The following is a 21,471-nucleotide window of genomic DNA, read 5'->3' as shown; positions in this document are numbered from 1 at the left end:
TGGCCGGTAAGAAAACTCGCGGCCCAAATTTAGGATAGTGCGGCTCATTTACTGAACGCCACTGCTTCTAAGGGAGATTGATGAGCGGTGGCCGTCAGTAGCCTTACTGTCGCCATGTTTTTTGGCGATACGACTGACCAAATTTGTCACGCGATATTAGCTAGCTAAGTTATATATATGAAATACCCATATCTTCTCTCCGGTTTGGTCATCGCCTTTACCGCTGTCATACTTTCGTTTCCCGCGCTTAAGGAACAATTAGTAGCTGCGTTACCAACGCAAGTCGGTGATGACTCACGAGAAGACGAGCCAAGCTTGGCCTCCCTTTCCGCACTTAAGGCACAAGCTGACGCGATGATCGATCGGAACGATTATGCCGGGGCGCTTGTGACCCTCAACAATGCTGTAACTACGCATGACGAGGACCCATCGCTTGTTAGCGTTTGGAAGGATCGCGCTTTTGTTCAGACCAAACTCGGTGATCGGGAGGGCGCTTTGGGCGACATAAATAAAGCCATTGCCTTTGGTGCGGACTCCGCCTGGACGTGGCACATGCGCGCACGCCTGCATCTTGAGCTGGGTGATGTGCATTCGGCGATCCCCGATCTCGGTACCGTGTTGGAACGCAATCCAAATCATTGTCATGCGCTTCGCCGCATTCGCCACGTGGTGGAACCGATTGAAATACTCGCTCAAAAGGGCAAACACGTTCTGTTTGATATTAATGACCTGGGCGAGACGTATGAAGTTGAGACATTGGTTTCGAAACATCTCGTCGCGGCCGAGGGGAATGCTTACCAAGAAGCTATCGGTATCTTGGAGCGGCTCATCGAAATTGTAGAGCCTCCAGAGTTTCTTATGCTTCAACGAGCGAAACTGAATGCCAGGCAGGGTGAGCTTGATGTAGCAATTTCCGAGCTTGATAGACTATCCCAGCCAAACGAATTCTATAAGAAGGTGCTACAGGACCAGATCGATCGTAGCAACAAACTCAACGCTGGAGGGGATCGCTGTGCCGGCAAAGAGGTGAGCCTCGCAGCCAACGATCTTATCTTTTTGTCAGAGAAAATAATGGAGGAAAAGGTCCTCGCTTTGGTCAAGATGGACGATCTTCAAGCGGCTTTGACAACACTAGATGCTTGGCTTGCGACAAATTCCCTGGACAACGAAAGATGGACTTGGCGAGGAAACGTCCTTGCTAAGTTAGGTCGCCATGATCAAGCGCTTGCGTCTTATAACAAGGCGCTCAAATTGATCGATACTCGCGAAGGAACGTCTCACCGCGACGATTGGCTTCACCTTGAGACGCTTTTTCGGATTAAGACGACCTATAACGACATGGGTAGATCCGACGAGGTCTTCGAGATTTTTGAGGCGTCACTCACTGAAGCGGATAATAGCCTTTTCTGGAACCTCAGGGAGATGATGGATATCGCTGGCCATTACGAAGGAGAGTGGCGCAGAGGTTCCTATGAGGAGACCAGTTCGGCCTTGGAGAAATGCATTGCTGATGAGGCTTGCCATTGGCAGAACATCCGGCCTGAAATGACCCACCAGCGCCAATACCGAGGACAAGGTAGCGTGTTACGCTACTAGGCGAGCAGATTACGTTAGCATTGTCTTGGATTAATCCATTGCAACATGGCTACAAAATCCCCAGAGCAGCCATTCGAGCAGACCGCAGCATCAGTTGGTTTGGGCTCACACCGGACGCTACACGTCTTCACGGCGCAAAGATTGTCGAGCTAAGACACGCCTATCGTAGCAGGGGCGCCTCTGTGAGCACCCTGCTCACATCCTTTCTAAATTCTTAAAATTTTTGAAAAACGCCACAATATTAGTGCCTTAAAAGATTCCCCGCATGCGGGGCGGTCAAAAGAATTGAGCCGGAGCCTTATCATCGCTAGGGTGAGCCCAGAACAAAAAAACAGGCAAGCCGCACCAAATGACGGCGCTCAAAGAGTATGACAGGTTAGAATCCACCGGTATCTGGCGTGAGAACGCCCAGACCCAGCGGCGCGACGTGATCGTGGCCTTCGGCGACGCCTCCCTGATCATCAAAGACAAGTCCGACACCGCCCTCGCCCACTGGTCCCTGCCCGCGATCCATCGCACCAACCCCGGCAAGCGCCCCGCCCTGTTCAAGCCCGCCCCCGACGCGGAAGAAGAGCTGGAACTGGCCGACCCCGACCTGATCGACGCCATCGAGAAGATCCGCAAGGTGATCGCCAAGACCCGCCCCCGGCATGGTCGGCTGCGGCTGACGATATTCGCGTTGATTGTGGTGGCGATCACCGGCCTCGCCCTGTTCTGGCTGCCCGGTGCATTGGTCCGCAACACGGTCGCCGTCCTGCCCGAAAGCACCCGGCTGACCATCGGCAACACCCTGCTGCGCCACATGACCCGCCTGACGGGCGACACCTGCCGCACCCCACTGGGCCGCGACGCGCTGAACCAGCTCACGACCCGAACCGTGCAAACCCGCCTGCAACGCGTCTACATCGCGCCCGATCTGGGCGCGCGGGACACCATCGTGCTGCCCGGCCGCCTTGTCCTGCTGGATGCCACCGTTGTGGAAGATCACGACAGCCCCGAAGTCGCGGCCGGCTACATCCTCAAATCCCTGACCGACCGGCTGGCAGAGGACCCCATGACCCCGCTTTTGGAAGCCGCCGGCCCGCGCGCCACGTTCAACCTGCTCACAACCGGGGAGATGAATGACAGCGCCTTACGAGCCTACGCCAAATCAATGCTGTCGGCCCCCGAACCCGCCCTCAAACTGGCGGCCTTGAGAGATGAATTCCGCGCCGCACGCATCCCCGCCGCCCCCTTCGCGACGGCAATCGACATCAGCGGTGATACGACCGAGATGCTGACAAACGAGGACCCGTTTGCGGATGCGCCAACGGGGCGCCTGATCAAAGACGGGGCTTGGGTCAGCTTGCAGGCGATCTGCGCGCCTTAGCGCAGCCGTTTGCCTGTCGCGGGGTCGATCAAATAGCGCGGCACTGTTTTCGACCAGACCTGTTCCATCTTAGCTTTACCAGCCCGAGTACCGACGCCTGTATAGGGGTTCAGACGATCATCCTCCCACGCGGCGCGGTTGCCATGCGGCGCTTTTATCTTGCGGGCCTCAGCGATCTTATGTGGCGCAGAAACCGGCCCGATACGTTCTTGGGCGTTGACCACGGCTGGTTGTGGAACCGCTGCGCGCGTCGCCACGGCCGCGACTGCTACCGCAGCGGGGGTGGTACCTTGCGCGAATGTTGGCTGCGCACCACAAAGAGGCTGTCGTGACCGACTGACCCGTGCAATCCAACGCACTTCCCCGCCATAGCCAGTGCGGATGAAAATACAGCCGTTGCTGTCGGCATATTGGTTGCCGGTGAAAGAAGCGGGCGGCAGCTCTGCCGGGCCCGGAAACCCTTGCGCCTGCGCCGCTGATACGCCCATGACAGTGGACAAAATCGCGGCGGCAACAATCTGAGAAAAATGCATATCGCCCCCTACCAAGTGTGGTCAGATGATGCCGCAGCCACAGGATATAGTAAAGCCGCTTCCGCTCTATTTGGTGCCAAACATCCGGTCACCGGCATCGCCCAGGCCCGGAACGATATAACCGTTTTCATTCAAATGGCTATCAAGCGAAGCTGTCACGATGGGCACATCAGGATGCGCCTCCTTCATCCGCGCGACACCTTCGGGTGCGGCTAGAAGGCACAAGAATCGGATATTGGTTGCGCCCGCCTTCTTCAGCAAATCAATCGCAGCGACGGATGAGTTTCCCGTAGCCAACATCGGGTCCACAGCGATTACCATGCGCTCATCGAGCATGTCGGGTACTTTGAAATAATACTGCACAGGTTGTAGCGTTTCCTCGTCGCGGTAGAGACCGACAAAGCCCACGCGCGCTGATGGGATCAGCTCCAACATGCCGTCGAGCAACCCGTTTCCGGCCCGTAGGATCGAGATCAGAGCAAGCTTTCGGCCCGCGAGTGTGGGGGCGTCCATCGGCTCCATCGGGGTTTCGATCCGCTTGGTTTCCATTTCCAGATTGCGCGTCACCTCATAGGCCAGAAACTGCGAAATCTCGCGCAGAAGCTGCCGGAAAACAGCCGTGGGCGTGCCGGTTTCGCGCATCAATGTCAGCTTGTGCTGTACCAGCGGGTGGTCGACGATTGTAAGGTGGTCGGTCATGAGGCGGGCTCCAGTTTTTTGAGAAGTGCTGCTCGGGTGGCGTCGTCGCAGAAGGCGGCTTTGGCAGCGGTCATATTTACGTCGCGGACAATCTCATCTTCCCAGCCGAATGTCTCGTGAAGCATGTCATATTCGCGCGTCAAATCGGTGTGGAAAAACGGCGGGTCGTCGGTTGAGACAGTCACCGGGACGCCGCGCGCGCGCAGCGTCTCAATGGGGTGACTTTTCCAATTCGGGTATACACCGAGGGCGATGTTGGAGCCCGGGCAAACTTCCAATGTGATCTCATGCTCGGCGAGGTAGTCGACCAGTGCCGGGTCATCTATGGATTGTACGCCGTGCCCGATGCGTTCAACCTTGAGATCGCGAAGCGCCTGCCAGACCGACGCTGCCCCGCCCCATTCGCCCGCATGCGTTGTCAGCCTCAATCCGGCCTCGCGCGCCAAGTCGAATGCGTAGGCGAAATCGCCTTGGGTGCCGATATTCTCGTCACCGCCCATTCCGAAACCGGTCACAAAGTCGCCCATGGTTTCAGCGGCACACAGCGCGTCTGGTTTGGCCGCATCCGGGCCTTCGTGCCGAATGCAGGTGACGATACCGCGCATGGTTATGCCCATCTCGCGTTCGGCTTTAGTGGCGGCTTCCTGCATCGCGGCGAGATATTCGCGCCACGCGCCAAGATCGCCGCCACCACAGAAATTCGGACTGATGAAAGCCTCCGTGTAGATCACGCCTTGCGCGGCGGACTGTTCCAGAACCGCTTCCGTCAGGCGTTTGAATTCCTCAGGACCCGTCAGGACTGCGGTCGCGGCTTCATAGGTGCGCAGAAATTGTGTGAAGCCGTCAAAACGGTAGCTGCCATCCTCATTGAAAACGCCGTCCAGATTGACGCCTTTCTCTTGGGCAAGGCCCTTAATGAAGGCCGGGGGGCGGCGCCTTCGAGATGCAAGTGAAGCTCGATCTTGGGGATACTGGTCATAGAAAGCTCCGTCCGGGGCCGCGTTCAGAGAGGCCCAAATGATCTGCGATTGAGGCCGCGACGTCGACAAAATCGACTTGGCCTATGGCGCGCGCACCTGCCCCTATGCCGATGACGGGAACCTGCTCGCGCGTGTGATCTGTTCCGTGCCATGTCGGGTCATTGCCATGGTCAGCGGTGAAAATCATCAGATCGTCATCGCGCAAGCCCTGCATGATGCGCGGCAAGCAGGCGTCGAACCATTCAATATGCCGGGCGTAACCGTGCGGGTCGCGTCGGTGCCCATAGAGCGCGTCAAACTCGACAAAATTGGCAAAGATGAAACTGCCATCATCCGCGTCGCCTATGAGGTCAACCAAATGCTCCATCAGCTGGGCGTCGGTGCCCTTTCGGCTGTCGTCAATTCCGCGACCGGAATAGATATCGGCAATCTTTCCAACAGCATAGGTTTTGCGCCCGTCAGCCTTGGCCCAATCCAACAGTGTCGGGGCGGGCGTCGCGATCGCATAGTCGCGGCGGTTTTTGGTCCGGGTGAAATCCGCGCTGGTGGTGCCGATAAACGGGCGCGCGATGACCCGCCCGACTTTCATCTCATGCAGCACCGGCGCCATATGCGCGCAGAGCGCGTGCAACCGGTCGAGCCCAAAACTGTCCTCATGCGCGGCAATCTGAAAAACGCTATCGGCGGAGGTGTAGCAGATCGGCTGCCCGCTGCTTATGTGCAGCGCGCCCAAGCGCTCTATGATCGCGGTGCCGGATGCGTGACAATTGCCCAGCACGCCGTCCGTTTGACAAAATGCGGCGACCGCATCGGTGATCGCGGGCGGGAAACATGGCTCGGATTTGGGGAAGTAGTGCCAGTCCCACGGCACCGGGACGCCCGACAGCTCCCAATGGCCGGTGGGCGTGTCTTTGCCCGGCGAATGCTCGCGTGCGACACCGTAAAGCCCGGCCTGCCCGCCCGACATACCGGGGACCAATTCCCCCAAGCCCAGCTGCGCCATGTGAGCCATGTTCAGTCCGACTTGGGCGTGGATATGGGCCAGTGTGTTTGCGCCCGCATCGCCAAAGTCAGCAGCATCAGGCGCGTCACCGCAGCCGACGGAATCGAGCACGACGAGGAAGGCCCTCATATGCCGACGCCTGAATGGATCAAAGGCGCCGCTTCGGGGCGGGATGCACCCATTTTGAATGCCGCGCGCACCGTCTTGACCGCGAGAGCTGCTTTCTTCGCATCTGTTGCATGCACCATGGCGAGCGGCGTTTTCATGTCCAGTTTCGCGCCAAGCCGCGCAATGGATGACAACCCGACCGCGTGGTCAATCTTGTCGCCCTCAGACAGACGCCCACCGCCAAGATGCACGACGGCCTCGCCCAATGCGCGGGTGTCAATCTCGGTGACGAAGCCGGGGCGGGCGGGCGTGACCTCGGTGATGATGTTGGCCTCAGGTAAGATGTTGTTCCACCGTTCCAGAAAGTCCTCGGGGCCGCCCATTGCGGCCACCATTTGACCGAACCGTTCGGCGGCCTGCCCGCTGGCGAGCGTGGCTGCGATCTTCTCGGCGCCGTCTTGCACATCTGTCGCCAGCTCGGCTTGTGCCAACAATACGCCGCCCAGCGTCACCGCTACCTCACGCAGGCGCCGTTGCGCTTTTGGATTGGTCAAGGCCTCCATCACGGCGCGGATTTCGACCGCGTTGCCCGCTGCAGAGGCCAAGGGCTGCGACATGTCCGTAATCAGGGCTGAGGTCTTGCAGCCTGCGCCATTGGCCACATCGACCAGCGCTTGGGCCAATTTGGTCGCATCCTCAAGCCCGCCCATGAAAGCGCCGGAGCCTGTTTTAACATCGAGAACAAGGCCTTCCAGCCCTGCGGCCAGCTTTTTGGACAGGATCGAGGCGGTGATCAAGTCGATGCTTTCGACGGTCGAGGTCACGTCGCGGATCGCGTAAAGCCGCTTGTCGGATGGCGCGACGCGGCCTGTGGCGCCGACGATGGCGCAGCCTGTGTCGCGCAGGATATGTTCCAGCCTCTTAGGACCAATTTCGCAGATATAGCCCGGGATGGCCTCCAGCTTATCGAGCGTGCCGCCAGTGTGGCCAAGCCCCCGGCCCGAGATCATCGGCACATAGGCCCCGCAGGCCGCCAGTGCAGGCGCAAGGATCAAAGACACGGGATCCCCCACTCCGCCGGTCGAGTGTTTGTCGAGCACCGGGCCCGGCAAATCCCAGGCCAGCACATCGCCGCTGTCGCGCATGCCGGCTGTCAACCCGACACGTGCGTCCGCGCCCATGCCGTTCAGACACACGGCCATAGCAAAGGCCCCGGCCTGCGCGTCGGTAATCATCCGGCCGTTCAAAGCCTCGCCAAACCAGCGGGCTTCATCGGCGCTAACAGGCTGACCTGCGCGTAACTTCGATATGATGGCACGCGCGTCCATCAGGCCATGTGACTCACGTCAAACGCACCCGGCAACAGCGCTGAAACGGAAGTGACCTGACTTTCGCCACCCGTCGTGGCCAGCGTCACAACGGCGGCGGCATTGGCAAATTCCGCGATCTTTTGGCGGCACCCGCCGCAGGGCGGCACCGGGCTGGGGCTGTCGGCGATCACAGCGATTTCGGCAATCTCATATTCGCCAGCTGCGCACATCGCAGCGATTGCCCCCGCCTCCGCGCAGGTGCCTTCAGGGTAGGCCACGTTTTCGACATTGCAGCCCGAGAAAATTGCGCCAGTTGGCGTTTTGATCGCGGCGCCCACCTTGAACTTTGAATAGGGCGCATGCGCGTTTTCGCGCACGGCGCGGGCATGGTCGAGCAGGTCGGTCATAGGGCCCCCGAAATTTGGCTGTTTGAGAGACGAGTGTGCCTTCGGACCAGGCGGGTTTCAACCCGCCCACGTGGCTTTACTGGGTGTAACGCAAGATCAAATGGCGGGCACCCGCAAGCGTTTCGTTCAAAGCGTCGATATCGGCGTCATCGTAGAGCGCGGCAATGATCGCGCTGCGTTGCGCAACTTGCACATCCGACAGAACCGCATCGGCCCAAAAGGCTACATAAGACGCCCCGATGGCGATCAGCTGGTAGCCCAGCGGCGCAAGCTCAGACGCAAGCGCGTGTATTTCAAAAGGTGTCAAATCACCTGCGAAATAACCATTTGGAAAGGCCGCCACCGTATCGGCCGCGTCTGAGACGGGCACGGCCTGAATGATGCCTTTGGGATCGACCACCGCATCCGGGTCGAAGTTTACGTCGTCGATGCTAACGCTTTGGTTTGGATCAACCCAGCTGAGTGTCGTCGTGCGAATTGGGGCGGCCTTCAGCCCCGTGCGGAAATTCGCCAAACGGATGGGAAATTCGGATTCTGTGGTCAGGTAGCCAATATGTTCACCCCCGTCGAAACACTCTGGCGGTAGGCCGCTCAGATCATGGCCGTCTGGCGCGTCAAGGCGGTGGGTTTCGAGACTGTGAAAGCTGGTGTAACCGGCCTGCCCCAGATGATCGAGGCTAGCAAGAAGTGTCGCGTCAGGATGGCGTGCGGCCACCATTTGACGCCAATGGCGCAGGTCTTCGAAACTGGTCGGAAAGACCCGATAGGTTGGGCACAGCGTATTTACGCCGCCCGCATCTTTGGGGTCTGTCGACAGTTCAGGCCTGCGGGGCGTGTCGGGCTGTGCGGGGGCCTGTTCTTCGGAAGCGCCGTTAAACCGTCTCAGCCACCCTTTAAGCATTACTTGGCGTAGCCAATGGATTTGATCGCCTCGGTCAGCTCATCCAAAATGGCCGGGTCATCGATGGTTGCGGGCATCTTGTAGTCGCGCCCGTCAGCGATTGAGGCCATCGTACCACGCAGGATTTTACCCGAGCGCGTCTTTGGCAACCGGTCAACAACCAGCGCCAGTTTGAATGCCGCTACGGGGCCGATTTTGTCGCGGACGCGGGCGATGACCTCTTTGACAATCTCATCATGAGGTCGGTTAACGCCGGTCGACAGGCACAAGAAACCCATGGGCAGTTGGCCCTTCAGCTCATCCGCGACACCGATGACAGCACATTCAGCGACGTCTGGGTGGCCCGCCAAAACTTCCTCCATCCCACCGGTGCTGAGCCTGTGACCGGCAACGTTGATCACGTCATCGGTGCGCGCCATGATCCAAAGATAGCCGTCGGCATCTTTCATGCCCGCATCGCCAGTTTCGTAATACCCCGGAAAGGTGTTGAGGTAGCTTTTGCGGAACCGATCTTCTGCATTCCAAAGCGTCGGCAACGTGCCCGGCGGCAGCGGCAATTTCAACGCAATCGCGCCCAAATCGCCGTCCGGGACAGGGTGGCCCGCATCATCTAGGATTTGCACGTCATAACCCGGCATCGGCACGGTGGGCGACCCGATCTTGACGGGCAGCGGCTCCAGCCCCGCCGGGTTGCCCGCGATGGTATATCCGGTCTCAGTCTGCCACCAGTGATCATAGACCGGCTTGCCGGTAAGGTCTTGTATCCATTCGATTGTATCGGGGTCGGCGCGTTCGCCCGCCAGATAGATTGCGCGCAGGCCCGACAGATCATATTTGGCGTAGAATTCACCCTTTGGGTCGACGCGTTTGACCGCGCGGAAGGCCGTGGGCGCGGTAAAAAAGCTTTTGACTTTGTGCTCCGACATCACGCGCCAGAAGGTGCCTGCATCAGGCGTGCCGATGGGTTTGCCTTCGAATACGATGGTGGTGTTGCCGGTGATCAGCGGCGCGTAGCAGATGTAGCTGTGGCCCACGACCCAACCCACGTCGGAGGCGGCCCAGAAGACCTCCCCCGGGTTGACGTCGTAGATGTTTTTCATGGTCCAGTTCAGTGCGACCAAATGGCCAGCGGTTGGCCGCACGACGCCTTTGGGCGCGCCAGTGGTGCCAGATGTATAGAGAATATAGGCCGGATGGTCGCCGGAGACGGGCACACAGTCTGCAGGCGTCACGCCCTCCTGCACTGCGTTCCAGTCGAAATCACGTCCCTCTATCAGGCTGGCGGGCGCTTGTTCACGCTGCAGGATAATGCAAAAATCTGGTTCATGCTCAGCCAGCTCAATCGCGCCATCGAGGAGCGGTTTGTATTCGACAACGCGCCCCGGCTCGATCCCACAAGAACCTGCGATGATGGCTTTGGGCGTTGCGTCATCGATGCGCACCGCCAGCTCATTGGCAGCAAACCCGCCGAAGACCACCGAATGAATTGCGCCAATGCGTGCGCAGGCCAGCATGGCGGTCAGCGCCTCGGGGACCATGGGCATGTAGATGATCACGCGGTCACCGGTGACGACGCCTTTGGCGGCAAGCGCACCCGCAAGGGAGGCCACCTGGTCTTTCAGCTCAGCATAGGTGATCTGGCGCTTGGTGTCGGTGACGGGGCTATCATAGATGATCGCGGCTTGGTCGCCGCGCCCTGCGTCAACATGGCGATCAACGGCGTTCCAACAGGTGTTAACGCGGGCGTCTTTGAACCATTCATAGAGCGGCGCATTTTCGTCGAATAACGCTTTGGAGGGGGCCTGCGCCCAGTCGATGGACTTGGCTTGGTCCATCCAGAACCGTTCCGGATCGTCTTGCCAGCTTTTATAAACCTCTGCGTATCCCACGGAACAACCTCCTTCATTTTTCAAAAAAGGTTTTGCCGCTTTGCAGCGCCCCACGCAAGAGGCTGGTCCATGATAACGCTATCCGTAGGTCGCGACCGGCGTCCCTGCGATAGCCGAAACATTGAGCAAACCGCGCGCTGTAATTGACGGGGTTACGATATGCGCCTTGTTCCCCATACCCATCAGGATCGGGCCAACTTCGAGACCACCTGCCTTCATCTTCAGAATGTTTCGCACTCCGGAAGCGCCATCTGTGTTGGCGAAAACCAGAACATTGGCGGGCCCTTCGAAGCGGGCACCGGGAAACAACCGGGCACGTACATCAGCGTCCAAGGCAGCATCTGCATGCATCTCACCCTCATAGGCGAAATCGCGCGGAGTGGCGTCGAGAATGGCCAAAGTTTCCCGCATACGCCGACCGGAGGCGGAATCTAAGTTCCCAAACTGGGAGTTGGAGCACAGCGCAATCTTGGGTTCCACACCGAAGCGGCGCACGTGGCGCGCGGCGGCGCAAACGGTCTCAGCGATCTGGTCGGCGTTGGGCGCGGCGTGCACATGCGTATCGGCAATGAAGAGCGGCCCGTCTTCCAAAATCATCAGCGACAGCGCGCCGACCGGGTGCAGTTTTTCAGGGCCCCCGCCCAGCACCTGCTGCACATAATTGAGATGCCAAAGGTACTGACCAAAGGTGCCGCAGATCATCGAGATCCGCTTCGTCGCGATGCACCATCACAGCGCCAATCGCCGTCGTATTGGTCCGCATGATCGCCTTGGCCAGATCCGGCGTCACACCGCGCCGTGCCATAAGCCTATGATATGTTTCCCAGTATTCACGATACCGGTCGTCTTTTTCCGGATTCACCAATTCAAAATCGCGACCGGGCTTGATGCTAAGGCCAAGCTTTTCTGCGCGTGCTTCAATGACCTGCGGGCGACCGACTAGGATCGGAATGTCGGTCGTTTCCTCCAACATGGCATTGGCCGCGCGCATGATCCGCTCACTTTCACCTTCGGTGAAGACAATGCGACGCGCCTGAGTCGCAGCGGCCTCGAACACAGGGCGCATGATAAGGGCAGATTTGAAAACAGAGGCGTCGAGCGATTCTTTGTAGTCAGCCAAGTCCTCTATCGGTCGTTCGGCAACTTTGCTTTCACCTGCGGCTTTGGCCACGGTGGAGGCCACGACCCCCATCAAGCGCGGATCGAAAGGTTTCGGGATCAGATAGTCAGGGCCGAACAACATTTCTTCGCCGCGATAAGCCGCTGCTGCCTCAGCGCTGGTGGTGGCGCGTGCAAGGGCTGCGATGCCTTCAACGCAGCCGATCTTCATGGCGTCATTGATCTCCGTCGCGCCGACATCAAGCGCGCCGCGGAAGATGAAAGGAAAGCAGAGCACGTTATTTACCTGATTAGGATAGTCGCTGCGCCCAGTGGCGATAATTGCGTCTGGTGCAACCTCCCGAACAAGCTCAGGCATAATCTCAGGCGTCGGGTTGGCGAGCGCGAAAATAATCGGGGCCTTGGCCATTTTCTTGACCATGTCCTGTTTCAGAACGCCGGGCCCAGACAGGCCGAGGAAAAGATCGGCGCCTTCGATCACATCGTCCAGCGTGCGTAGGTCAGATTTCTGCGCGTATTCGGCCTTTTGCGGTGTCATTTCCTCAGTACGGCCTTCATAGACCAGCCCGGCAATGTCGCAGAGCCAGACATTTTCGCGCTTCACGCCAAGCTTCAACAACATGTTGAGACACGCAATCCCCGCCGCGCCGCCGCCAGTGGAGACAACCTTGATGTCTTCAAACTTTTTCTTGTTCAAGATCAGCGCATTGGTAGCTGCGGCGGAGACCACAATCGCGGTGCCGTGCTGATCATCATGGAAGACAGGGATGTTCATCCGCTCACGGCATTTCTGCTCTACAATAAAGCAATCGGGTGCCTTGATGTCTTCCAAGTTGATCGCGCCAAAGGTGGGTTCCAATGCGCACACGATATCAGCCAGCTTTTCGGGATCGCTTTCGTTTAGCTCGATGTCAAAGCAATCGATATTGGCGAACTTCTTGAATAGAACCGCCTTGCCTTCCATCACCGGCTTGGATGCGAGAGCGCCGATATTGCCAAGGCCCAGAACTGCCGTGCCATTGGTGACAACCGCGACCAGATTGCCGCGCGAGGTATAATCACGCGCAAAGCTGGCATTTTCCTTGATCTCTAGGCAGGCTTCCGCAACGCCGGGCGAATAGGCCCGCGCCAGATCGCGGCCATTGGCCAAAGGCTTGGTCGCGCGTATTTCCAGCTTACCGGGTTTTGGGAATTTGTGGTAATCCAGTGCGGATTGTCTTTGCGAGTCTTTGCGCTCTTCGGCCATGTCAGACCCTCCCGATTGAAAACTAGTTTAATATTAAACTATTTTTTGCTTCGCCACGATGGCCTACGGTTTCTAGGTAAATTGCTCGTTAATCAAGCGTTCTTCCAGCCCATGACCCGGGTCAAACAAAATGCGATGGGTTACACTCGGGTCTGAACGGATCTCAACCGACAAAACACTGCCTGCTGACCTGCCATCCGCATCCGCCATCACAGGGCGTTTCTTAGGCTGCAACACGTCGATGCGGACCTTCGCGGACTTTGGTAGCAACGCGCCGCGCCATCTGCGGGGACGAAAAGCCGACATCGCTGTCAGCGCCAAAACGTCAGCGCCAATCGGAAGGATCGGGCCATGCGCTGAATAATTATACGCGGTCGACCCTGCAGGTGTGGCGACCAAAGCGCCATCACACACAAGTTCCGGCATACGCTCCCGGCCATCGACTGATATTTTCAAGCGTGCTGCCTGCGAGCCTGCACGCAGCAAAGACACTTCATTGATAGCGAGCGCTTCGTAGGTCGAGCCATCTTCACGTTGCGCGACCATTCGAAGGGGGTTGATCGCCTCTTCTTGAGCCTCGGCCAGGCGATCGGTCAGTCCCGTCCCTGCGTATTCGTTCATCAAGAAGCCGACTGTGCCGCAATTCATCCCGTAGACGGGCGTGTCGAGACGTTGGGTTTCGTGCATCGTATGCAACATGAACCCGTCGCCACCTAAGGCCACGATCACTTCGGCGGCTTCCGGGGCGCATTGACCGTAGCGGTTCGACAAGACAGCGAGCGCATTCTGGGCAACCTCGGTATCGGAGGCAGTAAAGGCGATTTTTCCTGTCTTCGGCATGGGTTAGTGGCTCCTCCTTGCAATTGATTGCGCTGTGAGGCGCAAAACACAAGCCCCGCTTCTGAACGCAATTCATAATAATGAGCCGGAAATCCCATACTCTGCGTCGTTTTATGCGCTTCCCGCTGGGCCGGATTCGATCTATGCAGCCTCAATTCCATTCGGATTTAAGGAGCCTGCCCCATGAATGCCTCTCATCGCGACACCGGATTTTTCACAGAAGAGCTGTCGTCTCGCGACGCGGAACTGTTTGCGTCGATCACGTCTGAGTTGGGGCGGCAGCGGGACGAGATTGAGCTGATTGCGTCGGAGAACATCGTCTCCAAGGCGGTCATGCAGGCGCAGGGTTCGGTGATGACGAACAAATACGCCGAAGGCTATCCGGGGCGGCGCTATTATGGCGGCTGCCAATATGTGGATGTGGCGGAAAATCTGGCGATTGAGCGCGCCAAGCAGCTATTTGGCTGTGGCTTTGCGAATGTGCAGCCGAACTCCGGCTCTCAGGCCAACCAGGGCGTGTTTCAGGCGCTGCTGAAGCCGGGCGACACCATCCTCGGCATGAGCCTGGATGCGGGCGGGCATCTGACCCATGGCGCGGCGCCAAACCAGTCGGGCAAATGGTTCAACGCGGTGCAATACGGTGTGCGCGAGGACACGCTGGACGTGGATTATGACCAGCTTGAGGCGCTTGCGCTGGAGCATAAACCACAGATGATCATCGCCGGCGGCTCGGCCATCCCGCGGCAGCTGGATTTTGCCAAATTCCGCGCGATTGCCGACAAGGTGGGGGCGTTCCTGCTGGCGGATGTGGCGCATTTTGCGGGGCTGATCGCGGCGGGTGTGTACCCCTCACCCTTCCCACATGTGGATGTAGCCACGACAACGACCCACAAGACCTTGCGTGGTCCGCGCGGCGGCATGATCCTGACCAATGACGAGGCCATGGCCAAAAAATTCAACTCCGCCATCTTCCCCGGCATCCAGGGCGGCCCGCTGATGCATGTGATCGCGGCCAAGGCTGTGGCCTTTGGCGAGGCGCTGCAGCCGGGCTTCAAGGACTACCAGGTCCAGGTGATCAAGAACGCGCAGGCCCTGGCCGATCAGCTGATTGCGGGCGGTCTGGACATCGTCACTGGCGGCACGGACACGCATGTGATGCTGGTCGATCTGCGCCCCAAAGGCGTCAAAGGCAACGCGGCTGAGAAGGCTTTGGGCCGTGCGCATATCACCTGCAACAAGAACGGAATCCCGTTTGACACCGAAAAGCCGATGGTGACCTCCGGCCTGCGCCTGGGCAGCCCCGCGGGCACCACCCGCGGCTTCGCCGAGCCCGAATTCCGCCAGATCGCCGACTGGATCGTCGAAGTCACCGCCGGGCTGGCCGCAAATGGCGAGGACGGCAACGCCGCCGTCGAAGCCAAAGTCCGCACCGAGGTCCAACAGCTCTGCGACAAATTCCCGATCTATGGGGAGCTGTAGGAAACGGCGCTAGGCCGCCCGGAGGGCTTTCTGAACAACCGCAACATAGTGGTCTTCGACCTGAGACAGGGGCACACGTCCGTCAGGTCGGTACCACGCCAAGACGCCGTTCAAGATTGAGATGACAACCAGAGTCGACAGCTTGCTGTCTTCAACTTCAAACTCGGCTGTTTCCTGTCCCGCCCGAATGATACTTTCGAGCTCGGCCTCATATATACGCCGCATCTCTTCGAGCTTTTTGTAGTTTTCAGGCGTGAGGTTTCGCAGTTCTGTATAGGGGATAAATGTTCCGTGGGGGCCGCCCATATGGTATTGGAAATGCGCACGTACAAAGGCTTCGATCTTTTGGCTGGCCGTGCCGATCAAGTCGACTGCGTCTAGCGAGGCAACGGCGCCGCGCATTTGTTCAAGAAGCAACGTGAACAACAGCGCTTGCTTGTTGGGCGTGTACAGATAGAGCGCGCCCGCCTGAACTCCGACCTCCGCCGCGATTTGGCGCATCGACACACCAGCATAGCCATGTTCAGTGAACAGGCGCATCGCCGCCTCATGCACCTTTGGGCCGGTGATATCAGAATGTGATCCAGTCTTTCGCGCCATATCAGCAAGCGTATATGAACGAGCGTTCAGTTCAAGGCGTTAACCGTGATGGTGGACGCGCAAATGCGGCTGTGCGTATGGTACCATCATGATTCCGCGCCTGACACAGACTTGCATTCGCGCCGTTAGCCTCGCAATTTTGGCCGGGCTTCTGTCCGCCTGCGCCAACAATTTACCGCCACGTGGGGGCACGATCAGCCAGGCCGCGCAGAACGCACCTTACCCCACGCTTTTGCCGCTGGATCAGCTGATCGCCAAGTCCAATGCGGGGTCCACCATTGAGGATGACGCGGCTTCGCTTCAATCCCGGCTGGCCGCGTTGAAATCACGCGCGGCCGCGTTGAAAGGGCGTAGCGTTTTTGACGGCGCGAGCCGATTGAAGCTGATTGAGGCAGGTCGGCGCAACGCAGCGCGGCTTTAGTCTTATGGGGCGCGTTGCACCCCGCCCCAAACCCCGCTAACAGACCTCCAACAGACGCCGCCAATATGGAGACCCTCAATGGCCGACCCGTTACGTTTGGGAATTGCAGGACTTGGGACCGTTGGCGCGGGCGTGGTCAAAATCATTCGACAGAAAGCCAACTTGCTTGGCGCACGCGCCGGCCGAGAGATCGTGATTACTGCAGTCTCGGCGCGGTCACGTGACAAGGATCGCGGAGTCAGCCTGTCGAGCTATGCATGGGAAGACGACCCTGTCGCCCTTGCAACACGCGACGACGTGGATGTGTTTGTTGAACTGGTCGGCGGTGAAGAAGGCCCCGCAAAAGAGGCCGTTGAGGCCGCAATTAAAGCCGGCAAGGACGTGGTCACCGCTAACAAAGCGATGCTGGCGATGCATGGACAAGCTCTGGCGGAACTTGCCGAAGATGCGGGCCGAGTGATCCGGTTTGAGGCGGCAGTTGCGGGCGGAATCCCCGTGATCAAGGCGCTGACCGAAGGGCTGGCTGGCAATGACATCGATCGGGTCATGGGCGTAATGAACGGGTCGTGCAACTACATCCTGACCCGAATGGAAAGTGCGGGGCTAAGTTACGCTGAGGTGTTCGCAGAAGCTGACGGGCTGGGATATCTAGAGGCCGATCCGCAACTGGACGTAGGTGGCATCGACGCGGCGCATAAGCTTGCGATCCTGAGCGCGATCGCCTTTGGCACGCAGGTCGATTTCGACGGCATTGCGCTTGAGGGGATCGAGAACGTCACCATTGAAGACATCAACCACGCAGCCGACATGGGCTTTAAGATCAAACTGTTAGGGTCCGCACAGCGCACCGCACGCGGGCTGGAACAGTCAATGGCGCCCTGCCTTGTGCCTGCGACTTCGCCCTTGGGGCAGCTCGATGGCGGCACGAATATGATCGTGCTGGAAGGCGATCACGTGGGCCAGATTGTGCTGCGCGGCGCGGGCGCGGGCGAAGGCCCGACCGCTTCGGCTGTCATGTCGGATATCATGGACATTGCCCGCGACATCAGGTTGCCGACCTTTGGTCAGCCAGCCAGCGTTCTTGAACAGGCGAAATCGGCCAAGACCGCGACGCCTGCACCCTACTATCTACGTCTAGCGCTTGAGGACAAACCGGGCGCTATGGCGAAAGTCGCGACAGTGCTGGGTGACGCAGGCGTCTCCATTGACCGGATGCGCCAATATGACCACGCAGACGCCGTCGCACCTGTCTTGATTGTGACGCACACGACAGGCACCGATGCGTTACAGGCTGCTTTGTCGGCCCTGCCCCAGACTGGCGTCGTCAGTGGCGCCCCGGTCGCGTTGCGGATTGAAAAGGCTTAAGCCACAATGAATTGGCACGCGCATGTCGATATTTATTGCGAGCGCGTGGACCCTTCTTATTGGGCAGAGCCGCTCAATGCGGTTTCGAACCTAGCCTTCATCTTGGCCGCATTTTGGGGTGCCTATAGCGCCGCGAAGCGCGGTGTTTGGAACGTATCTGTCTGGGTACTGATCGTCCTGGCTTTCTGTATTGGCACCGGGTCCTTCCTGTTTCACACCCACGCAACTGTTTGGGCCAGCTTTGCCGATGTGCTGCCTATTTGGACCTTTGTGGCTTTCTATACGCTGGTTTGCATCGCACTGATCGGAAACGCGCCGCCACGCAAGATCGCCATCGGCGTGGTGATAGCCGCCGCCATTGGCACCGTGATTTACCTCGCAGCCGATACGGGGTCTACGGGCGACGTATCGGCTGCGCCGAGCCGGTTCAACGGCTCAGAGCAATACCTGCCAGCTGTCATCGCGATGGTGGTGTTTTCGGCTATCACACTCTTGCGGGGCCACCCAATCCGGTATTGGTTCTTGTCGGCAACACTTGTTTTTATGGTCTCGCTTACCTTCCGCACCTTTGATATGGCAGTTTGCGAGACGTTGCCGATCGGCATTCATTATGTTTGGCATATTCTAAATGGGCTGATGATTGGCTTGCTACTTCAAGCGCTGATCCTCAATGTAAAAAGGACCCCTCCCCCATGAGCAAAGTTGAATTTCAGGACCGCATGTTGTCGCTGGGCTTGGCCCGTGTCTCGGAAGCGGCTGCCTTGGCGTCAGCCAAGTTGATCGGCTGCGGCGACGAGAAAGCTGCGGACCAAGCTGCGGTGAACGCGATGCGCGAACAGCTGAACCTGCTCGATATTGCAGGCGTTGTCGTGATCGGCGAGGGCGAACGGGATGAAGCCCCGATGCTGTTCATCGGCGAAGAAGTCGGCTCTGGCAAAGGCCCCAAAGTTGATATCGCCCTTGACCCTTTGGAAGGTACGACGCTGACCGCCAAAGATATGCCAAATGCGCTGACGGTGATCGCTATGGGGCCACGCGGCTCGATGTTGCACGCGCCGGATGTGTATATGGACAAGCTGGCCGTGGGCCCAGGATACCGCAACGGGGTGGTGACGATGGATATGTCACCTGCCGAACGCGTCAACGCGCTTGCTGCCGCCAAGGGCTGCTCGACCAGCGACATCACCGTTTGCGTTCTGGAACGGCCCCGCCATGAGGACATGATCGAACAAATTCGGTCGACCGATGCAGCAATCCGCCTGATCACAGATGGCGACGTCGCAGGCATCATCCACTGCGCCGAAGCCGCGAAGACTGGTATCGATATGTATATGGGGTCCGGCGGCGCGCCCGAGGGCGTCTTGGCTGCCGCTGCTTTGAAATGCATGGGTGGGCAAATGTATGGCCGTCTGACATTCCGCAACGATGACGAGCGTGGCCGCGCCAAGAAGGCCGGTATTACCAATCTTGACCGCGTCTACACGCGCGACGACATGGTCACAGAGGACGTAATTTTTGCGGCCACCGGCGTCACAGACGGCTCAATCCTTGCGGGCATTCAGCGTGAGGTTGGCTTCATGACGACCGAGACGATTTTGATGCGGTCCAAGACCGGGTCCGTTCGGCGCATGACCTACCGCAACCCGGTTTGAACGCCGCTTTTCTGAACGTAGAGGCGTCCCTGACAGGGCGCCGCTGGGTTGGGGTCAACCCCGAACAAGATCGTTTAGCGGAGGCCATGGCTCAGCAAACAGAGCTGCCTCGACCGGTTTGCCAGACACTGGCGCGGCTTGGGGTCCCTGCGGCTGAGGCGGACCGATACCTGAGCCCGACCTTGAAAGACCTTCTGCCCGACCCATCGGTTCTGCGCGATATGGACATCGCGGCGGCGCGCATCGTCGCGGCAGTCAGCGGCCAAGACCGCATCGCCATTTTCGCAGATTATGACGTCGACGGGGCGACCTCTGCTGCCCTTTTGATCACGTGGTTGCGCGACCAGAACCGCAGCGCCACGCTTTATATTCCCGACCGCATTGACGAAGGCTATGGCCCGAACGAACCCGCGATGGAGATGCTTGCGCGGGACCACGATCTGATCATCTGTGTTGATTGCGGCACGCTCAGCCATGACGCATTGGCAGCGGCTAAAGGCACGGATGTGATCGTGCTCGATCACCATTTGGGCGGCGAAACCTTGCCCCCTGCCCTCGCCGTCGTGAATCCAAACCGACAAGACGAAACTGGCGATCTGGCCCATCTCTGCGCGGCTGGCGTCGTGTTTCTAACACTGGTGGCCGCCAACAGAGTGCTACGCCAACAAGGACAAGAAACGCCTGATTTGATGGGGCTTTTGGACCTCGTGGCCTTGGGCACTGTAGCAGATGTGGCTCCGTTAATCCGGGTCAATCGCGCCTTGGTCGTCCAAGGTTTGAAAGTGATGGCGCAAAGGCGGCGCGTCGGCTTGACGGCCTTGGCCGACGTCGCGCGCATGGATACGGCGCCGACTTCTTACCACCTTGGCTTTTTGCTAGGCCCGCGGATCAATGCGGGTGGACGCGTCGGCAAGCCCGACCTTGGCGCGCGGCTGCTTGCGACACAGGATTTGGCCGAGGCACAGGCCTTGTCGGAACGTCTGGATGCGTTGAATTCAGAGCGGCGCGAGATCGAAGAGCAGGTCCGCATTGCCGCCCTAGCGCAGGCAGAAGAGCGCGGATATGACGCACCGCTGGTCTGGGCGGCGGGGGCTGGATGGCATCCTGGTGTCGTTGGGATCGTCGCGTCGCGGCTGAAAGAAGCCACCAACCGTCCCGCCGTCGTGATCGGGTTGGAAGACGGTATCGGCAAGGGCTCGGCGCGGTCTGTGTCGGGCATTGATCTGGGCGCACAGATTCAAAAACTAGCACGTGAAGGCCTTTTGCTTAAGGGCGGCGGGCATAAGATGGCCGCTGGGCTGACGGTCGAAGAGCACATGCTTGAAGCAGCAATGCTGCGGCTATCTGAACTAATGGAACAACAAGGCGCGAGCGCTTTGGGACCGAGAGACCTGCGGCTTGATGGGCTGATGATGACAAGCGCCGCAACGGTGCCTTTGGTGGAACAGCTGGAACGCGCGGGCCCTTTTGGGGCGGGGGCCGCCGCGCCGCGTTTTGCCTTCCCTGACCAACACATCCATTTCGCAAAAGAAGTCGGCCAGGGTCATCTGAAATTGAGCTTCTCCGACGGGATTGGCCCCAAGACAGAGGCAATCAGCTTCGGCGCGGCTGAGAACGGACTGATGCAGGCGTTAATGCAACATAAAGGCGCCAAATTTCATCTCGCTGGTCGTATCGAAATCAATACGTGGCAGGGCCGCCAATCCGTCCAACTGCGGCTTGAGGATGCAGCACCAAGCGCGGGATAAAAATTCGCGCTTGTCGCAAATTTCGACTTGTCAGCCCGCCGTCGCTCGCCTAAATAGCCTCTCACTGCCGAGTGCTCCCTTCGTCTATCGGTTAGGACGCCAGGTTTTCAACCTGGAAAGAGGGGTTCGATTCCCCTAGGGAGTACCAGCAGTGTTTTTCCTTTGTCATTCGAGTAGCTGAATTACCGCATTCGTAGAGCTATCTG

Annotated in this window: 17 protein-coding genes, 1 tRNA gene and 2 pseudogenes; 9 read left to right on the top strand and 11 right to left on the bottom strand. The window is 58.8% G+C overall.

Annotated features, from left to right (window positions below):
- Positions 1–177: 177 nt before the first annotated feature.
- Positions 178–1,596 (top strand): tetratricopeptide repeat protein, encoded by a 1,419-nt coding sequence (locus tag ACZ1G7_RS17915; RefSeq protein WP_472660739.1) that lies wholly within the window; start codon positions 178–180, stop codon positions 1,594–1,596.
- A 349-nt stretch (positions 1,597–1,945) separates the two neighbouring features.
- The gene (locus tag ACZ1G7_RS17910) at positions 1,946–2,965 is read left to right on the top strand and encodes a hypothetical protein (protein ID WP_472660738.1); all 1,020 of its coding nucleotides are present in this window, start codon (positions 1,946–1,948) and stop codon (positions 2,963–2,965) included.
- Here ACZ1G7_RS17910 and ACZ1G7_RS17905 read toward each other — a convergent pair.
- The 10 genes and pseudogenes from ACZ1G7_RS17905 to ACZ1G7_RS17860 all read right to left on the bottom strand — a co-directional run bounded on the left by ACZ1G7_RS17905 (position 2,962) and on the right by ACZ1G7_RS17860 (position 14,000).
- A complete protein-coding gene (locus tag ACZ1G7_RS17905) occupies positions 2,962–3,498 on the bottom strand; it encodes a hypothetical protein (protein WP_472660737.1) in 537 nt (178 codons plus the stop codon). The two genes, ACZ1G7_RS17910 and ACZ1G7_RS17905, sit on opposite strands and share 4 nt — an antisense overlap.
- A gap of 66 nt (positions 3,499–3,564) precedes the next feature.
- A complete protein-coding gene (upp, locus tag ACZ1G7_RS17900) occupies positions 3,565–4,197 on the bottom strand; it encodes a uracil phosphoribosyltransferase (RefSeq protein ID WP_472660736.1) in 633 nt (210 codons plus the stop codon).
- Positions 4,194–5,176 (bottom strand): annotated as a pseudogene (locus ACZ1G7_RS17895) (adenosine deaminase). Before ACZ1G7_RS17895 ends, upp begins: the two are co-directional and overlap by 4 nt.
- Positions 5,173–6,309, bottom strand: a complete 1,137-nt coding sequence (locus ACZ1G7_RS17890) for a phosphopentomutase (RefSeq protein ID WP_472660735.1) — start codon at positions 6,307–6,309, stop codon at positions 5,173–5,175. Before ACZ1G7_RS17890 ends, ACZ1G7_RS17895 begins: the two are co-directional and overlap by 4 nt.
- A complete protein-coding gene (gene deoA, locus ACZ1G7_RS17885) occupies positions 6,306–7,616 on the bottom strand; it encodes a thymidine phosphorylase (protein WP_472660734.1) in 1,311 nt (436 codons plus the stop codon). The genes ACZ1G7_RS17890 and deoA overlap by 4 nt, the downstream gene beginning before the upstream one ends.
- Complete coding sequence (locus ACZ1G7_RS17880) at positions 7,616–8,005, bottom strand: cytidine deaminase (RefSeq protein WP_472660733.1); 390 nt, start codon at positions 8,003–8,005, stop codon at positions 7,616–7,618. Before ACZ1G7_RS17880 ends, deoA begins: the two co-directional genes overlap by 1 nt.
- A 76-nt stretch (positions 8,006–8,081) precedes the next feature.
- Positions 8,082–8,906 (bottom strand): hypothetical protein, encoded by an 825-nt coding sequence (locus ACZ1G7_RS17875; protein ID WP_472660732.1) that lies wholly within the window; start codon positions 8,904–8,906, stop codon positions 8,082–8,084.
- Positions 8,906–10,795 carry a propionyl-CoA synthetase gene (locus ACZ1G7_RS17870; protein WP_472660731.1) on the bottom strand — a complete coding sequence of 630 codons (1,890 nt, stop codon included), beginning with the start codon at positions 10,793–10,795 and terminating at the stop codon, positions 8,906–8,908. Before ACZ1G7_RS17870 ends, ACZ1G7_RS17875 begins: the two co-directional genes overlap by 1 nt.
- Positions 10,796–10,873: 78 nt before the next feature.
- A pseudogene (locus ACZ1G7_RS17865) lies at positions 10,874–13,160 on the bottom strand (NADP-dependent malic enzyme).
- A gap of 72 nt (positions 13,161–13,232) precedes the next feature.
- Positions 13,233–14,000 (bottom strand): NAD kinase, encoded by a 768-nt coding sequence (locus ACZ1G7_RS17860; RefSeq protein WP_472660730.1) that lies wholly within the window; start codon positions 13,998–14,000, stop codon positions 13,233–13,235.
- A 183-nt stretch (positions 14,001–14,183) separates the two neighbouring features.
- On the opposite strand from ACZ1G7_RS17860, the gene glyA reads away from it, so the two are divergent.
- Positions 14,184–15,479: a serine hydroxymethyltransferase gene (glyA, locus tag ACZ1G7_RS17855; RefSeq protein WP_472660729.1), complete on the top strand. Its 1,296-nt coding sequence runs from the start codon at positions 14,184–14,186 to the stop codon at positions 15,477–15,479.
- Between the two features lie 9 nt (positions 15,480–15,488).
- Here the strand turns inward: glyA and ACZ1G7_RS17850 are convergent, their stop codons facing one another.
- Entirely contained in the window at positions 15,489–16,079 is a 591-nt protein-coding gene (locus ACZ1G7_RS17850) for a TetR/AcrR family transcriptional regulator (protein ID WP_472660728.1), read from the bottom strand.
- A gap of 88 nt (positions 16,080–16,167) precedes the next feature.
- On the opposite strand from ACZ1G7_RS17850, the gene ACZ1G7_RS17845 reads away from it, so the two are divergent.
- The 6 genes from ACZ1G7_RS17845 to ACZ1G7_RS17820 all read left to right on the top strand — a co-directional run bounded on the left by ACZ1G7_RS17845 (position 16,168) and on the right by ACZ1G7_RS17820 (position 21,413).
- The gene (locus ACZ1G7_RS17845) at positions 16,168–16,500 is read left to right on the top strand and encodes a hypothetical protein (RefSeq protein ID WP_472660727.1); all 333 of its coding nucleotides are present in this window, start codon (positions 16,168–16,170) and stop codon (positions 16,498–16,500) included.
- A gap of 78 nt (positions 16,501–16,578) precedes the next feature.
- Positions 16,579–17,865, top strand: coding sequence for a homoserine dehydrogenase (locus ACZ1G7_RS17840; protein ID WP_472660726.1), 1,287 nt, complete (start codon positions 16,579–16,581; stop codon positions 17,863–17,865).
- Between the two features lie 6 nt (positions 17,866–17,871).
- Positions 17,872–18,561, top strand: coding sequence for a ceramidase domain-containing protein (locus ACZ1G7_RS17835; RefSeq protein ID WP_472660725.1), 690 nt, complete (start codon positions 17,872–17,874; stop codon positions 18,559–18,561).
- Entirely contained in the window at positions 18,558–19,517 is a 960-nt protein-coding gene (gene glpX / locus ACZ1G7_RS17830; RefSeq protein WP_472660724.1) for a class II fructose-bisphosphatase, read from the top strand. The genes ACZ1G7_RS17835 and glpX overlap by 4 nt, the downstream gene beginning before the upstream one ends.
- Before the next feature lie 86 nt (positions 19,518–19,603).
- Positions 19,604–21,265 (top strand): single-stranded-DNA-specific exonuclease RecJ, encoded by a 1,662-nt coding sequence (gene recJ / locus ACZ1G7_RS17825; protein ID WP_472660723.1) that lies wholly within the window; start codon positions 19,604–19,606, stop codon positions 21,263–21,265.
- Between the two features lie 73 nt (positions 21,266–21,338).
- Positions 21,339–21,413: transfer RNA gene (locus ACZ1G7_RS17820), tRNA-Glu, on the top strand.
- Positions 21,414–21,471: the final 58 nt, after the last annotated feature.

It is taken from the genome of Litoreibacter sp. JB4-2, from assembly GCF_055693445.1.
Note: the sequence above shows the minus strand (reverse complement) of the source record. Positions and strands in the feature narration are given on the sequence as shown.

What these genes read in the sequence shown, in the direction of transcription:
- ACZ1G7_RS17915 (WP_472660739.1), top strand. Translation starts at nt 178, where the DNA reads ATGAAATACCCATATCTTCTCTCCGGTTTGGTCATCGCCTTTACCGCT.
- ACZ1G7_RS17910 (WP_472660738.1), top strand. Translation starts at nt 1,946, where the DNA reads ATGACGGCGCTCAAAGAGTATGACAGGTTAGAATCCACCGGTATCTGG.
- ACZ1G7_RS17905 (WP_472660737.1), bottom strand. Translation starts at nt 3,498, where the DNA reads ATGCATTTTTCTCAGATTGTTGCCGCCGCGATTTTGTCCACTGTCATG.
- upp (WP_472660736.1), bottom strand. Translation starts at nt 4,197, where the DNA reads ATGACCGACCACCTTACAATCGTCGACCACCCGCTGGTACAGCACAAG.
- ACZ1G7_RS17890 (WP_472660735.1), bottom strand. Translation starts at nt 6,309, where the DNA reads ATGAGGGCCTTCCTCGTCGTGCTCGATTCCGTCGGCTGCGGTGACGCG.
- deoA (WP_472660734.1), bottom strand. Translation starts at nt 7,616, where the DNA reads ATGGACGCGCGTGCCATCATATCGAAGTTACGCGCAGGTCAGCCTGTT.
- ACZ1G7_RS17880 (WP_472660733.1), bottom strand. Translation starts at nt 8,005, where the DNA reads ATGACCGACCTGCTCGACCATGCCCGCGCCGTGCGCGAAAACGCGCAT.
- ACZ1G7_RS17875 (WP_472660732.1), bottom strand. Translation starts at nt 8,906, where the DNA reads ATGCTTAAAGGGTGGCTGAGACGGTTTAACGGCGCTTCCGAAGAACAG.
- ACZ1G7_RS17860 (WP_472660730.1), bottom strand. Translation starts at nt 14,000, where the DNA reads ATGCCGAAGACAGGAAAAATCGCCTTTACTGCCTCCGATACCGAGGTT.
- glyA (WP_472660729.1), top strand. Translation starts at nt 14,184, where the DNA reads ATGAATGCCTCTCATCGCGACACCGGATTTTTCACAGAAGAGCTGTCG.
- ACZ1G7_RS17850 (WP_472660728.1), bottom strand. Translation starts at nt 16,079, where the DNA reads ATGGCGCGAAAGACTGGATCACATTCTGATATCACCGGCCCAAAGGTG.
- ACZ1G7_RS17845 (WP_472660727.1), top strand. Translation starts at nt 16,168, where the DNA reads ATGATTCCGCGCCTGACACAGACTTGCATTCGCGCCGTTAGCCTCGCA.
- ACZ1G7_RS17840 (WP_472660726.1), top strand. Translation starts at nt 16,579, where the DNA reads ATGGCCGACCCGTTACGTTTGGGAATTGCAGGACTTGGGACCGTTGGC.
- ACZ1G7_RS17835 (WP_472660725.1), top strand. Translation starts at nt 17,872, where the DNA reads ATGAATTGGCACGCGCATGTCGATATTTATTGCGAGCGCGTGGACCCT.
- glpX (WP_472660724.1), top strand. Translation starts at nt 18,558, where the DNA reads ATGAGCAAAGTTGAATTTCAGGACCGCATGTTGTCGCTGGGCTTGGCC.
- recJ (WP_472660723.1), top strand. Translation starts at nt 19,604, where the DNA reads ATGGCTCAGCAAACAGAGCTGCCTCGACCGGTTTGCCAGACACTGGCG.